The sequence below is a fragment of the Trichocoleus desertorum AS-A10 genome (genome assembly GCF_039962155.1).
Taxonomy (GTDB): Bacteria; Cyanobacteriota; Cyanobacteriia; order FACHB-46; family FACHB-46; genus Trichocoleus.
On the sequence record NZ_JAMPKN010000001.1, the window covers coordinates 86,214 to 99,867 of the forward strand.

A 13,654-nucleotide genomic window follows, 5' to 3' on the forward strand; every position below is an offset into this window, starting at 1 on the left:
CCAGCTAATTTGTTCATCTTGGTTAGTAAAGAACGGACGAAAATTTTCGTCAATAGATTCAAATCTTGGATTGTATGTATATTTCCTTAGGGAAATATACGGAAATCGGAAAACTTTCATATAAAATTTTGATGTTGCACCGCCAGGAACCGCTTATGTCTCAAAAATTAGCTCTGTTCCTTGCTCTGATGCTGTCGGGTCTAACTATTGGGAGCTTTCCGCAGCCTGCGGATGCCAAAACTCCCTTGACTCGTGCTGTCATTCAGGCACTCCGGAATCGTGTGCAGTTAATGCAAAAAAGCCGACCTGTTCGATCGGCACGAGTTTCTGATGCAATGGCTCCTGGCGATGCTCTAGCAACGGCGCGTGCTTCTCTAGCAGAGCTACGTTTTAATGACGGTTCTTTAGCTCGTGTGGGTGAGCAAGCCGTTTTTCGTTTCGTGCCTAATGCCCGTACATTTCAGCTCTCTAATGGCACGATGTTACTCCTCATTCCGCCTGGTCGTGGTCCTACAGGAGTAAGAACCCCCAATGCAGCGGCGGGCATTAAAGGTTCTGCTTTGTTTGTCCGCTATATTCCTGACACAGATACCACCTTGGTTGGGGCACTGACCAATAACCCGCAAGGGCCAATGGTAATTTATAACCGTGATGCTTCTCAAAGCCAAGGCTTACGAGCTGGCCAGTTGGCGGTTATAGTCAAAAACCGGATTGAGCAAGTCTACGACTTTGATCTCAATACCTTCTATGAAACCAGTGATTTAGTCAAAGGGCTGAATCTCACGCAAAAGGATGCTGCTAGTCCCTCAGATGAGGCGATCGCGGCAGTTCGAGCTGAGACAGTAGAGGCTTTGCAAGGCCAGTCCTCCTTCAAAAACGCAAACGTCATCGAAAACCCAACCTTTGTCCGTTTGCCCTCTGAGTTAGCTGGTTTCCCGGATAATAATCTCGATCGCATCTTCAATTCTGTGGATGTACGCCGAGCTATCGACCCAGAGAAAACTCAATCCGATCAAACCGTAGCCTCACCTCAACAACCTGGGACTGGTTCTGGTAGCGTTCCACCTGTCGCTGGCACTACCCCACCTGCGACTCAACCGCCGGAGCCAGTCACCTCTACTCAAAACCCACTTCCTAGCGACAACCCCGTTATCAGTTCACCGCCTGAACCCACTCCAGTCACTTCAACTCCCCGTCCCCTAGACTCCTTAGGGCAGAGACCAAGGACGGTTGCTCCAACAGACACCAGACTGCTCAACCCTCGCCGCATAGAGCCAGCAACTCCAATTTCGCAACCTAGCACTCCTACGCCGCCCGTAGTCACTACACCCACTCCCCCCACCGAAGCACCCACCCCTGACCAAGGGTCAAATACGCCCCCTATCGTAGTAGAAGGGGGCGTTTCAGGAGGCATAACGCCCCCTTCGCCCACGGATGAGCTGCCCGTGGTGCCTAAGCAACCTGATACCCTTCCTAACCCCAATTCTCCTGTTACTCCAGGATCCAGCCTTCCCAGTCAAACTCAAGGAGATGCTCCAGGTATTGGCCAGCCCGACGTAACTCCTCCTATTGACGCTTTACCAGGCCCTTTCACTGATACTCCCCCAGGCGGCTCACCGGATGTAATCATTCCGAGTCCACCTATCTTGGTTGAACCCGGATCAGGAGTGCCAGTAGTGCCGATTGATCCGACTTTGCCAGGTAATTTCCCTGGCCAAGGAAACACCGGAGGTAACTTCCCTGGCGGAGGAAATACGGGAGGCGATTTCCCTGGCCAAGCTCCAGCAACGCCTGCTAACCCTATATCCAATCCAATCAATCCGACTGGCGGAGGTCAACCTACAGATCCAACCAATCCAACTGGCAATACGCCATCTAATGGCGGAACACCGGGTAGTGATTTTCCTGGTAAAGCCAATGATGGTAAATTTCCTGGTAAAGCCAATGATGGTGTCTTCCCAGGTGGTGGGGCAACCGAGGGCAAGTTTCCTGGCCGGGTTCCAATTGACAAATGAATAGACTAAGGCGATCGCCTTAGCTATCTACTGAACTATCCACGGGGTCACTGATCTCCGTGGATTCTGTTTCTCCTTCAAGAGTATTGGGCCAAGCAACTGTAGAAAATGCAGCATCTGTCAGCGACACTGGGTCTGTAGAGACATCCACATCCATATGGGCTATATCTAGAGGGGAAAGCCCATTCGCTGCGCTAAAACTAGTTGAATGATTAGTAGTTGTTAGCTTTCGGAGTGCTTCTAAAACTTCAGTGGCAGATTGGTAGCGCTGGCTGAAGTGATAACGCACGAGTTTGCTGAGTATGATTGCTAGTTCATGGCTCACCTCAGTTTTATGCTGCCACAATACTTCTTCAGTTGCTTGGTCTTTTTTGAACTGACTGGGGGGGATGCCAGTTAGGGCTTGGATGGCTGTGATACCGAGAGCATACAGATCGCTATTGCAGCGCGGAGTACCAGCATATTGTTCGCTGGGCATATATCCCTGAGTACCAATACCAACCGTGATGCTGTCTGGCGTGTCATTTTCGGCTAGGTGAGGAATTCTCTTTACAGCTCCAAAATCAATCAGGACTAGCTTGCCATCCGTTAACCGTCTAATGATGTTGCTAGGCTTGATGTCTCGGTGGATAACGCCTTGACTGTGGACAAAGGCAAGAACTTGCAACAAGTCTTTAAGTAGGTCAATAACTTGAGCTTCGGGTAGCTGTCTACCTAAAGTTAATTCGTGGCTTAAAGGACGGCCAGGAATAAATTCTTGAACTAGGTAAAACTCTTCCTTCTCCTCAAAATACGCCAATAGTTGAGGAATTTGATCGTGCTTACCAAGACGCTCTAGAGTTTCGGCCTCTCCGATAAACAGCCTTTTTGCCATCTCCAAAAGATTGATGTTGTTGGTGGCTGTTTTCAGTCGCTTCACAACACACTGAGGATTGCCAGGACGCCGGGTATCTTCAGCAATGTAGGTTTCGCCGAATCCGCCTGACCCTAGAACCTTTGTGATTACATACCGACCATCAAGTTTCGTACCTACTCGCTCCTCGAATATATCTCCGATATCTCCCTGGTCGCTTTGGCTAATAATGGTTTGGACGATAGGAGAATCAATATATTTTTTAAGGGTATGCCATAACTTTAGCTTCTTGAAATGCTCAAGGGTGGAGCTAGCGAATGTGTAGGAAAGCCCACTGAAAGCGATCGCGGTGATTGGTAAGGCCGTTGGCAAGATCAACCCACCGTAGGAAAAGATGAGGTAAGTAGCGCCCCCCCAGCTCAAAGGAGCGGCAATGATTAACAGCCACCGAAGCCAGGGTCGCTTGGGGAAGCTCAATAAAAAACCGACACCGATACTACCAACTAAGCAAAAAACTCCTTGTAGCGATCGATCGGGAATCCCGTCTGCGATCGCCCGACCTTCCATTAAAGTAGCGATCGCATTGGCATGAATTTCTACCCCTGGCATCGCTTGAGGAAACAGCCAATTCGCCGAAAAAGGCGTCGGCCAAGAGTCTTCCATAACGTTAGTCGTTGCTCCGATTAGAACGATTTTGTTCTGGAAAAACTTGTTCTGCTCAAAACCGCTCCAATGCCCAGAGTCAAGAACCTTCCAAAATGGAATTGGCCTAAACTTACCTGGGGGGCCGTAGAAGAAGATATGATCTCCTTTTGGCGTGCTTATTGAAACTTGGGCTGCCTTAAGTGTTGCCTCAGCGAAGTCAGGAATGCCTTGATTTAGTCCAAATTCGGGTTCTTGCGGAAATAGAGCTGGGGATAGAACACGAGAATATTGACTACCTAAACGATGAATTTTATTATCTGGCTCAATTAAGAAATTAATCGACCCCAGTGCAAGGGAAGGGACTTGGGGATAAAAGTATGGAAAGGCTAACTGTGTCGTGATGCCTTGTGAGTCTTCAACCATACTGTCGTTAATGCTTTCCTCATACTTAGCCGCTAATACGACTCGACCTGCATGGCGCTTTAAGCTGCGGAGAAACTGTTCGTCGTCTGCAACGCCAAAACGGCTGATGCCTGGAAATTCAACATCCAGAGCCACCGCTTTAGCTCCCGCACCCATTAAGCGATCAATGGCTTGAGCATAGGCCACTCGCTTCCAAGGAAATCCCTCTTTTAACTCTTCCAAATGAGTCACTTTTAGCGAACTGTCATCGATCGCTAAAATCACAATGTTTTCAGGCGCAGGAACAGGGCCACGCAGCTCAAAAAAGAGTGTCTGAGCTTGCCGCTCCATAATTTGGCCTAGCGGAATATTGGTGGCCGTCGCGATCGCTGCTGCTGCTGCCCAGACGCCTGTTAGGATGTGCCCCAAGTTAGTCAGATTCAGAAACCGCTGTGCAGGCTTCGTTGACTTTACCTTTTCAGTTACTAAAGGCCGAACTGTAGTACCAATGTTTTTCTGCGCTGGCAGCAAACTTCGTTCTTTTGGCATGGGTTGTCTCAGTGATTTAGCTGGTTTCATCCAGAGACTTATGGCGTTGTCACTCGTTTGAAGTTAAGCAATTTCAGTTGGTTTGGAGATGAGTTATCAATGTTCAGGAATAGGATTTAATCGCTTTTAGATTTGCTTAACCTGGACGAGTTCTTTCTAATCAACTTAGCAAACCCTGACTAAGAGCACAGGTTATCTTTATGTAATACTGTGCCTATGGAGGAACCATCCGCTTTCTTGTTTGATGGCATTCAACGAAACTAGAGAACTCTAGTATAAGTAGTTGCGGTCAGCAGGCCGAGCCGTAAAGCTAAAAATAGAAACATATCTCAAGCTAGAACCCTAAGTCAGTTCTTGAGGTTTTCCCCAGATGCATCTTAGAGAGTAGGTCTCTATAATGATGGCAGTCTAAAGGGGCTTAGTTCCCCAGAAATCTGAAGCTTATATACAAACCCGCCTCAATGTAGATGAACTGATAACAACCTCTAGAGTTATATTCTGTACACTTACATTAAATAACCTACAACAACCTACAACCCAAAATTATGCACCCTCATAAACATACTTTAGGATGGCTCAACTTTATCTCGCTCGATAGAGGTAGAGCCAAGAGACAATAGCAGCTAATAGAGAACTGATTAGATATAAATTCCGCAGGCACCTAGACTCTATCCACAAGTAACTGCTCTAATGTGGGCTAACTACAATTGCCTAGTAGACCACCTATATAGACAAGTAGATAAAGTCCATAACTTTCAAATTAATTCTCTAATTTTTATTAGGTCTAAGCTTCTATGCCTTGCTCAATGAACCGTCTGTCTATTTTTGTAGACGGGAACAATATGTTCTATGCGCAACAAAAAAATGGTTGGTTTTTTGATCCAAGACGTGTCTTGGAACATTTTACAAATGATCCGGATGTCATGTTGGTCAATGCTTTTTGGTATACCGGAATTAAAGATCCTCAAGACCAACGTGGCTTTCGTGACGCTCTAATTAGTCTAGGCTATACCGTCCGCACCAAAATTCTGAAAGAGTATTACGACGATAATTCGGGTCGTTACTCGCAAAAAGCCAATCTGGATATAGAGATTGTGATCGATATGTTCAACACAGTTGAGCAGTACGATCGCGTGGTTTTGTTTAGTGGGGATGGTGATTTCGAGCGGGCGATCGAGCTACTCCGCTCCAAGAGTACTCATATCACAGTGGTATCAACAGAGGGCATGATTGCTCGTGAACTCCGCAACGCCACCGATCGCTATATCGACCTCAACGATATTCGGCCCAAAATTGAGAAATTCGATTCTCAGTTCTAAAAGTTGCACCTTAAACGTCAGCGGGGTTCCTTAGAATAAGAAAAGTGTTGTCCACTTGCACTCAAGTTGGCTAAATCTGCTATGAAAATTCAACCCCAACCAGACCGAATTATTATTTTCGATACGACCTTGCGTGATGGTGAACAGTCGCCCGGAGCCACGCTGAACGTGGAGGAGAAGCTGACCATCGCCCGACAACTGGCTCGTCTGGGAGTTGATGTCATCGAAGCAGGATTTCCTTTTGCCAGCCCTGGAGACTTTGAAGCTGTCCAGAAAATCGCTCAGACTGTAGGGATCGAACAAGGCCCGGTGATTTGTGGTTTGGCTAGAGCGACTCGTCAAGATATCCAGACCGCAGCAGAAGCCCTCAAGCCAGCGGCTCATGGTCGGATTCACACCTTTATTGCCACCTCGGATATTCACCTCAAGCACAAACTGAAGAAGTCTCGCTCTGAAGTGCTGGCGATCGCGGAAGAAATGGTCGGCTATGCCAAATCCTTAATTGATGACGTGGAGTTCTCGCCTGAAGATGCAGGTCGCTCTGAACCAGAATTTTTGTATCAAGTGCTAGAGCGGGCGATCGCCGCAGGTGCCACCACCATTAATATCCCTGATACCGTTGGCTACACCGTACCCAGCGAATTTGGCGCTTTGATTCGCGGCATTAAAGAAAACGTCCCTAATATCGACCAAGCCATCATTTCCGTTCACGGCCACAACGACCTCGGCTTAGCCGTCGCCAACTTCCTAGAATCCGTGAAACATGGAGCCCGCCAACTAGAATGCACCATCAACGGCATTGGCGAGCGAGCTGGCAATGCCGCTCTAGAAGAATTGGTGATGGCTTTGCATGTGCGGCGGCAGTACTTTAACCCCTTCCTCGGTCGTCCTGCTGACTCAGAAGCATCTCTGACCAATATCGACACCCGCCAGATCTACAAGACCTCCCGCTTGGTTTCTAACTTGACTGGCATGTTGGTGCAGCCCAATAAGGCGATCGTCGGTGCCAATGCCTTTGCTCATGAGTCGGGGATTCACCAAGATGGAGTGCTGAAGAACAAGCTTACCTACGAAATCATGGATGCCCAATCCATTGGGCTAACCGATAACCAAATCGTCTTAGGTAAGCACTCAGGTCGCAACGCCTTCCGCACTCGCTTAAAAGAATTGGGCTTTGAGCTGTCGGATCAAGACTTGAATAAAGCCTTTGTTCGCTTCAAAGAGCTAGCAGATAAGAAGAAAGAAATATCAGATTGGGATTTGGAAGCCATTGTCAACGACGAAATTCAGCAGGCTCCTGAACTATTCCGGCTAGAACTAGTGCAGGTTTCCTGTGGCGATCGCGCCCGTCCCACCGCCACCGTCAGCCTCCGCACCCCCGAAGGCGAAGAACTCACCGATGCCGCGATCGGCACTGGCCCTGTGGATGCTGTGTACCGAGCCATCAACCGCGTGGTGAACGTGCCCAACGAACTGATTGAGTTCTCAGTGCAATCCGTCACTGCTGGAATCGATGCAATCGGTGAAGTCACGATTCGCTTACGGCACGGCGATCGCGTCTTCTCCGGGCGAGCGGCCAACACCGACATCATCGTGGCCTCCGCCCAAGCATACGTCAACGCCCTCAACCGTCTCTATGCCGCCATTAGCGCCCCCACCAACGTCCCTCACGCCGAGAGAATTGGAGCGGAAGTCTAAGAAGGATGAAGTAGGAAGGATGAGGGATGAAGAAGTGAAGAGCTAGAAAGTGAGGAGTGAGAGAGTAAGATTTCTGATCGCCCAAACTCGAAACACTCACACATAGCTTCGTTTGGAGGAGGTCTGGGGGACGCAACCGTCCCTCAGCGGGAGTTTGAGGGCAGGTGCCCTCAAGGCTCGGATTAACTAACGTCGATGCACCAACGTTGGCCCCGATTGATCCGTTGGCAACAACAAAACCTCACTTAAATTGACATGCGCCGGACGAGTCGCACAAAACAACACCACATCCGCCACATCCTCAGCTGTTAAAGGTATTAGCCCCTGATATACCTTCTCAGCCCGCTCCGTATCCCCATGAAATCGCACCTGACTAAATTCTGTCTCCACCAAACCAGGGTCAACAGAACTGACTCGCACAGGTGTACCCAACAAATCTTGCTTTAGCCCTTCCGAAATCGCTCTCACAGCCGCTTTGGTACCACAGTAAACATTGCCATTAGGGTAGGTTTGATGCCCAGCGATCGAACCAATATTGATCACATGCCCTCGGCCTCGCGCCACCATCCCAGGCACCACAGAGCGAGTCACATAGAGCAAGCCCTTGATATTGGTGTCAATCATCTCCTCCCAATCTTGCACATTGCCCTCGTAGAGCTTGTCCAAGCCACGGCTTAGGCCCGCATTGTTGACCAAAATATCAATGTTGCCCCAAGAGTCGGGCAGCGATTGGAGGGCAGCTTCTACTTGAGAGCGATCGCGCACATCCAACTGCAACAGATGAATCTCGCTAGCAAACTCTTGATTTAGCTCATCTGCCAACTGTTCTAAGCGATCGCGCCGACGAGCCGCCAACACCAGCTTGGTCCGAGCCTCAGCAAAAGCTCTGGCACAAGCCGCTCCAATGCCGCTGCTAGCCCCAGTAATTAAAACGACTTGATCTTTAATCGCAACCACAATCACACCCCAATCTCAGCTTGCTGACTCACATCAGATTCAGCTTACCGTGAAGGTTTGGGAGGTTGAGCGGCAACAGGTTGACCTACGACTCGTAAGCGTTGAGTCACAATCGTCATGCCATCTTCTCGCACTAAAACCGCTGAGATCCAGCGATCTTCTGGTCTCGCAGGTGCGCGACCCACCTTATAAATGCCGCCTGCCGACAGCAGCTCTAGGTTGAACGTAGCGGGGTTGAGATAATTGTTCGGTTTGATCGGTTCTTCTACGGCTGCTCCTAAGAGGAGGCTGTCTCCCAAGGGTTCTCGCACGATCGCATCGAAGCTGTATTCCTGGTTGGGCCGCACTTGTTCTGGCAGCGTGATTTCTACGCGGGGGGGCGCTTCTCCCGTGGTCAACTGAGTCTCCTCAGCTAGAACCTCTTGCCGCACAATTTTCTGGTTTTCCAGCCGTTGCCGCGATCGCAGAGTTGTGTTCAGAACTAAGTTCCGCTCACCTAATTGCTGCACGCCGCTCATGTAAGTCACTGTTTCCGCCGTAAAGCCTCTTCCTTCGGCTTTCCAGGACTTTAGCTCGGTGCGATAGTTGATCTGGGGATACTGCTTCCACAACGCCGCTAAGGCTTTTTCAACTCCTTGGCGCGTTAAACCGTCTGAGTGACTGAAGTTTGAGCCGTAGAACTTCATGACTTCCGAAAGATTGTGGCTATTGGCAGCCGCATCAATTTGAGCCAGTAAATTCTTCAGGGGTGCTGGGGCCGCTGGGGTTGTCGTGGCTGGCGCTACTGGTCTAGTTTGAGCCTGCACTGCTACAGGTTGCACTCCCTCTCCCGCAAAAACAGTCAATCCTAGCGTCAGCAGACCCAGGAGCGGCCAAGTCCCTGCTTTTGCCCGGATGTGGCGGGAGTTAGGTTGGAGATTGCGGCATAGACCCGTGAGCGAGTTGTGCATAAGTGATAGCCTGGATAGTTGAGTAGCAACGATCAACGTTTTGGATGCGAAGTCGGCGATGTGGACAGTTTGATCTCCAATCGCAGCCTGTAACTGCTTCCTGCATTGTAGAGTACCCTAAGCGATCGCCTAGTAGTTGAACTGTGTCCCATGAATAGTCCTGCGGCAAATTCTCCTCTTCGATTACTCATCGCAGCGAGTGGCACTGGCGGTCACTTGTTTCCGGCGATCGCAGTAGCAGAGCAACTCCCTGACTACAAAATCGAGTGGCTAGGTGTACCGAATCGGCTCGAAACTCAACTCGTTCCCGCTCAGTATCCGCTCCGAACCATCCCGGTCGAAGGCTTTCAACAACGGCTAGGTTTAGGGACGCTCAAAATTCTTTTCCGTTTAATTCGCTCGATTGGACAGGTGCGCCGCTTACTCAAGCAAGGCAATTTTCAAGGCGTACTCACGACAGGCGGTTATATTGCGGGACCGAGCATCATTGCGGCGCGATCGCTTGGCTTACCCGTCATTCTGCACGAATCCAATGCCCTACCTGGAAAAGTCACACGCTGGTTTAGCCCTTGGTGTACAGCCGTAGCCTTGGGATTTGAAAGCGCAGCCCAATATTTGCCTAAAGCTCACAACGTCTACGTCGGAACTCCAGTGCGATCGCAGTTCCGAGCCGCGGCCGCTCAGCCGTTGGAAGATCTGCCTATTCCCGCTGATGTCCCATTAATTGTGGTGGTTGGTGGTAGCCAAGGGGCCCTTGCAGTCAATCGGCTCGTGCGCCAGTGTGCCCCCGCTTGGCTAGAGGCAGGTGCCTGGATAGTTCACCTCACAGGTGACAGTGATCCAGAGGCGCAAAGCTTGCAACATCCGCATTATTTCGCCTTGCCGTTCTATGACAACATGGCTGGATTGTTTCAACGAGCTACTTTAGCGATTAGCCGCGCTGGAGCGGGTTCGCTGACGGAGCTAGCCATTACAGGCACCCCCTCGATTCTAATTCCTTACCCCTTTGCTGCCGAAGATCACCAAGCGCATAATGCTGGTATTTTTGCAGCGGCAGGAGCCGCCCAAGTCTATCGCCAAGCAGACCTGACCCCAGAACTACTAGAAACAAAAGTGCTAGAGCTGCTGCGATCGCCTAATCTCTTGCAAGAGATGGCAACCAAAACAGAGTCCCTCGCCGTCGCCGACAGCGCCGAGCAATTAGCCGTTCTGGTACGGCAATTAATCGAGAAAAAACGCCAATAAAAAACCTCCCTTTTCAAGGAGGCAAATTATCTAAATCTTGCTGCCATTCCCTATTACGGAAGGGGTGGGGAGTTAGGTTTATTCTTCTTCAACAAAAGCCTCTTCGTCCTCAACCTCTAGGGGAGCTACGGAGTTAGCCGAAACCACAGCACCCATTTCGAGCTTCTGGCGGACTTGCTGCTCCACGGTTTTAGCAACTTCGGGGTTTTCTTCCATGTACTTGATACCATTATCACGGCCTTGGCTGATGTTCTCGCCGTTGTAGCTGTACCAAGCGCCTTTACGAGTGATCACGCCCATTTCTTCTGCGAGGTCAATCAAGCAACCCAGCGTCGAAATTCCTTTGCCAAAAATGACATCAAATTCAGCAATGCGGAAAGGTGGAGCCACTTTGTTTTTAGCGACCTTCACTTTAGCCCGAATCCCAAACTCTTCAGTGCCTTTCTTCAAGGTTTGAATTCGGCGGATATCGAGGCGAACCGAGGCGTAGAACTTGAGAGCATTACCGCCTGTTGTAGTCTCAGGATTGCCATAAGTTACGCCGATTTTCTGACGCAACTGGTTAAGGAAAACGACAGTACAACCCGATCTACCAATATTGCCAGTGATTTTCCGCAAGGCTTGGCTCATCAACCGAGCCTGGAGACCGACGTGGATGTCACCCATGTCGCCTTCAATTTCTGCGCGCGGTACAAGGGCTGCTACCGAGTCAATTACGACAATATCGACAGCAGCAGAGCGAACGAGTTGATCAACAATTTCTAGACCTGCTTCGCCTGTGTCGGGTTGGGAAACCAGCAAATTCTCGATATCAACGCCCAACGCTGCGGAATAGGATGGGTCAAGAGCATGCTCGGCATCTACAAAGGCGGCGATTCCCCCGGCTTTTTGCACTTCCGCGATCGCATGCAGCGCTAGGGTCGTTTTTCCGGAACTTTCAGGGCCGTAAATCTCAATTACCCGCCCCTTGGGTAACCCCCCACCCAAGGCCAAGTCGAGGGTCAACGCTCCAGTGGGAATCGTCTCTACCCGCATCCGGGTAGCATCTCCCAAACGCATGATCGACCCCTTACCAAAGTTACGCTCAATTTGAGTGAGCACTAGGCTTAGGGCTTTTTGCTTATCGGGGTTATCAGTAATTTTGGTAGCCATTAACGCCTCAAGACAGGATTTTTTGCAGGATGTAACAGGCTGGACAAGACAGAGGGGTGAGACTCTATTCTAGAAATTTAGAGCCGATATGAGGGTGACAACAGCAGCGAAATTACCGTAATAGAGTTAAATTTATCTATCCAATTAGCTGAAGTCTCGTTACTCTGGAAACAGGCAAAGCAGTCTAATTGCTCCCTCTAAAATTTTACCTTGTTTTCAGTACGAACGTACTAAAAAAGAATTAAGGTTTTCAGGCACTTCGGTAGACCCCTATGACGAGGGCATAGCCCCTAGATGATGTTACGATGACCTTCTACCTTCCCGATCTCCTAGTTCCCGATACAGCACTTTCAGTGGCAGGTCTGACCGCCTATATTCAAGCCCTGCTAGAGCAAGACAGTCAGTTGCAGCAGATTTGGGTTACTGGAGAGGTTTCGAGTGCTAACCGTTATCGGAGTGGGTTGTTTTTTACGTTACAAGATCCGGATGCTAAGGCTGCCATCAGCTGTGTGGTTTGGAGCAGTCAGCTCGGCAAAGTAGTAACCCTACCCACCCCAGGCGAACAGATCATTATTCTAGGGCGGATTCATCTACATCCTCAACGGGGGCACTATCAATTAATTGTTTGGCAAGCACTACCGGCTGGTGAGGGCTTAAGAGCTTTACGATACCGCCAGTTGCGGCATCGGCTAGAAGCGGAAGGATTGTTTGATCCCCAACGCAAGCGATCGCTCCCCTCACATCCACAAACCGTTGCTGTCATCACATCTCCGCGGGCTGCGGCTTGGGGAGATATTCAACGAACTCTGAAGCGCCGTTATCCCGGTTTAAAGGTGCTGTTTTCACCCACCTTAGTGCAAGGGGATCAAGCCCCCGTCTCAATTGTGAATGCGATCGAGCGGGTTGAGCGGGATGGACGAGCTGAGGTACTGATCTTATCCCGTGGCGGCGGTGCGACTGAAGATATGGCCTGCTTTAATGACGAACGGGTGGTGCGAGCGATCGCCAACTGTGCCATTCCCGTGATTGCTGGCATTGGGCATCAGCGGGATGAGTCGTTGGCAGATTTAGCCGCAGATGTGTATGCTCACACCCCCACAGCCGCCGCAGAGCAAGCTGTGCCACAATTAGCTGACCTTTACACGCAACATCAGAAGCGAGCGATGGCTTTACAAGAGGCAGCGAACCATCAGTTTGGCCGAGTAGAGGAAGAACTACGCCAGTTGCGCGATCGCCTGCGTAGGTTGCCACTAGAGCGGCAATTACAACGGGAGGTAGGCAACTTGGCGTGGCTGCGTCAAGAATTAATTAAAGGTGCCCTACGGCAATCCCAACAAGCCACGCATCACTGTCAAACCTTACAGCAAAAGTTGACCAATCTTGATCCCCAGTCAGTTCTGCATCGAGGGTATGCCATAGTCAGGCAGGGAGATGGCACCATTACCCGCTCTACCACGGGGTTACACTTAGGCCAAGAGCTATCGATTAACCTAGGGCAAGGTCAGCTCAAAGTTCAAGTGACCGAAATTTTGCCGGCAAACCCTAATGCCAGTGAGTCTTCAACTGTACTATGAACGACCTAACAAGCTTGAATCAAAGCACTTCTAAGACAACTGACCCCGCAGCCAGTGCCAATTCACCCTCTGCTTTATCCCAGGTGGACTGGAGTTATGAAGCAACGGTGGACCAAATTGAAACGATTATTGGTCAGATTGAGGCAGGCGATCTAGATCTCGTTGAGGTTTTTGATCAATTTGCGATCGCAATTGACCAACTGCGGCAATGCGAAACTTTTTTGCGTCAGCGTCAGCAGCAGATGGATTTGCTGATTGAAAAATTAGTCGATGAGTCTGAATCTTACTAAGACTT

10 protein-coding genes are annotated in these 13,654 nt (G+C 49.9%); 6 read left to right on the forward strand and 4 right to left on the reverse strand.

All coding sequences use genetic code 11. The annotated features are described in order from the left end of the window. The first annotated feature begins 155 nt into the window (after positions 1-155). On the forward strand, positions 156-2,015 hold the full coding sequence (locus NDA01_RS00365; RefSeq protein WP_348226466.1) for a FecR domain-containing protein: 1,860 nt from the start codon (positions 156-158) through the stop codon (positions 2,013-2,015). Positions 2,016-2,034: 19 nt separating this feature from the next. Here the strand turns inward: NDA01_RS00365 and NDA01_RS00370 are convergent, their stop codons facing one another. Continuing rightward, positions 2,035-4,464 (reverse strand): CHASE2 domain-containing protein, encoded by a 2,430-nt coding sequence (locus NDA01_RS00370; RefSeq protein ID WP_348226467.1) that lies wholly within the window; start codon positions 4,462-4,464, stop codon positions 2,035-2,037. A gap of 794 nt (positions 4,465-5,258) precedes the next feature. Between NDA01_RS00370 and NDA01_RS00375 the strand changes: the two genes are divergently transcribed. Together NDA01_RS00375 and NDA01_RS00380 are read left to right on the forward strand one after the other, a co-directional pair. Continuing rightward, positions 5,259-5,783 carry a LabA-like NYN domain-containing protein gene (locus NDA01_RS00375; protein WP_190432173.1) on the forward strand — a complete coding sequence of 175 codons (525 nt, stop codon included), beginning with the start codon at positions 5,259-5,261 and terminating at the stop codon, positions 5,781-5,783. Positions 5,784-5,864: 81 nt separating this feature from the next. Further along, on the forward strand, positions 5,865-7,481 hold the full coding sequence (locus NDA01_RS00380) for a 2-isopropylmalate synthase (protein ID WP_431193264.1): 1,617 nt from the start codon (positions 5,865-5,867) through the stop codon (positions 7,479-7,481). A 186-nt stretch (positions 7,482-7,667) separates the two neighbouring features. On the opposite strand, the gene NDA01_RS00385 is transcribed toward NDA01_RS00380, so the two are convergent. Both NDA01_RS00385 and NDA01_RS00390 read right to left on the reverse strand, forming a co-directional pair. Further along, positions 7,668-8,444 carry an SDR family oxidoreductase gene (locus NDA01_RS00385; protein ID WP_431193265.1) on the reverse strand — a complete coding sequence of 259 codons (777 nt, stop codon included), beginning with the start codon at positions 8,442-8,444 and terminating at the stop codon, positions 7,668-7,670. Positions 8,445-8,482: 38 nt separating this feature from the next. Then, positions 8,483-9,388 carry a DUF8623 domain-containing protein gene (locus NDA01_RS00390; RefSeq protein WP_348226468.1) on the reverse strand — a complete coding sequence of 302 codons (906 nt, stop codon included), beginning with the start codon at positions 9,386-9,388 and terminating at the stop codon, positions 8,483-8,485. A gap of 150 nt (positions 9,389-9,538) precedes the next feature. Here NDA01_RS00390 and murG point away from each other — a divergent pair, with 150 nt between their 5' ends. Continuing rightward, positions 9,539-10,633 (forward strand): undecaprenyldiphospho-muramoylpentapeptide beta-N-acetylglucosaminyltransferase, encoded by a 1,095-nt coding sequence (murG, locus tag NDA01_RS00395; RefSeq protein WP_348226469.1) that lies wholly within the window; start codon positions 9,539-9,541, stop codon positions 10,631-10,633. Positions 10,634-10,711: 78 nt separating this feature from the next. Here the strand turns inward: murG and recA are convergent, their stop codons facing one another. Next, positions 10,712-11,785: a recombinase RecA gene (recA, locus tag NDA01_RS00400; RefSeq protein WP_190432165.1), complete on the reverse strand. Its 1,074-nt coding sequence runs from the start codon at positions 11,783-11,785 to the stop codon at positions 10,712-10,714. 305 nt (positions 11,786-12,090) lie between these two features. On the opposite strand from recA, the gene xseA reads away from it, so the two are divergent. Together xseA and xseB are read left to right on the forward strand one after the other, a co-directional pair. Next, on the forward strand, positions 12,091-13,359 hold the full coding sequence (gene xseA / locus NDA01_RS00405) for an exodeoxyribonuclease VII large subunit (RefSeq protein WP_348226470.1): 1,269 nt from the start codon (positions 12,091-12,093) through the stop codon (positions 13,357-13,359). Then, positions 13,356-13,649: an exodeoxyribonuclease VII small subunit gene (xseB, locus tag NDA01_RS00410; protein ID WP_348226471.1), complete on the forward strand. Its 294-nt coding sequence runs from the start codon at positions 13,356-13,358 to the stop codon at positions 13,647-13,649. The genes xseA and xseB overlap by 4 nt, the downstream gene beginning before the upstream one ends. The last annotated feature ends 5 nt before the right edge of the window (positions 13,650-13,654 follow it).

Coding starts and splice junctions, on each gene's coding strand:
- xseB (WP_348226471.1), top strand. CDS start 13,356: ATGAACGACCTAACAAGCTTGAATCAAAGCACTTCTAAGACAACTGAC.
- NDA01_RS00370 (WP_348226467.1), bottom strand. CDS start 4,464: ATGCCAAAAGAACGAAGTTTGCTGCCAGCGCAGAAAAACATTGGTACT.
- NDA01_RS00365 (WP_348226466.1), top strand. CDS start 156: ATGTCTCAAAAATTAGCTCTGTTCCTTGCTCTGATGCTGTCGGGTCTA.
- murG (WP_348226469.1), top strand. CDS start 9,539: ATGAATAGTCCTGCGGCAAATTCTCCTCTTCGATTACTCATCGCAGCG.
- NDA01_RS00390 (WP_348226468.1), bottom strand. CDS start 9,388: ATGCACAACTCGCTCACGGGTCTATGCCGCAATCTCCAACCTAACTCC.
- NDA01_RS00380 (WP_431193264.1), top strand. CDS start 5,865: ATGAAAATTCAACCCCAACCAGACCGAATTATTATTTTCGATACGACC.
- NDA01_RS00375 (WP_190432173.1), top strand. CDS start 5,259: ATGCCTTGCTCAATGAACCGTCTGTCTATTTTTGTAGACGGGAACAAT.
- xseA (WP_348226470.1), top strand. CDS start 12,091: ATGACCTTCTACCTTCCCGATCTCCTAGTTCCCGATACAGCACTTTCA.
- recA (WP_190432165.1), bottom strand. CDS start 11,785: ATGGCTACCAAAATTACTGATAACCCCGATAAGCAAAAAGCCCTAAGC.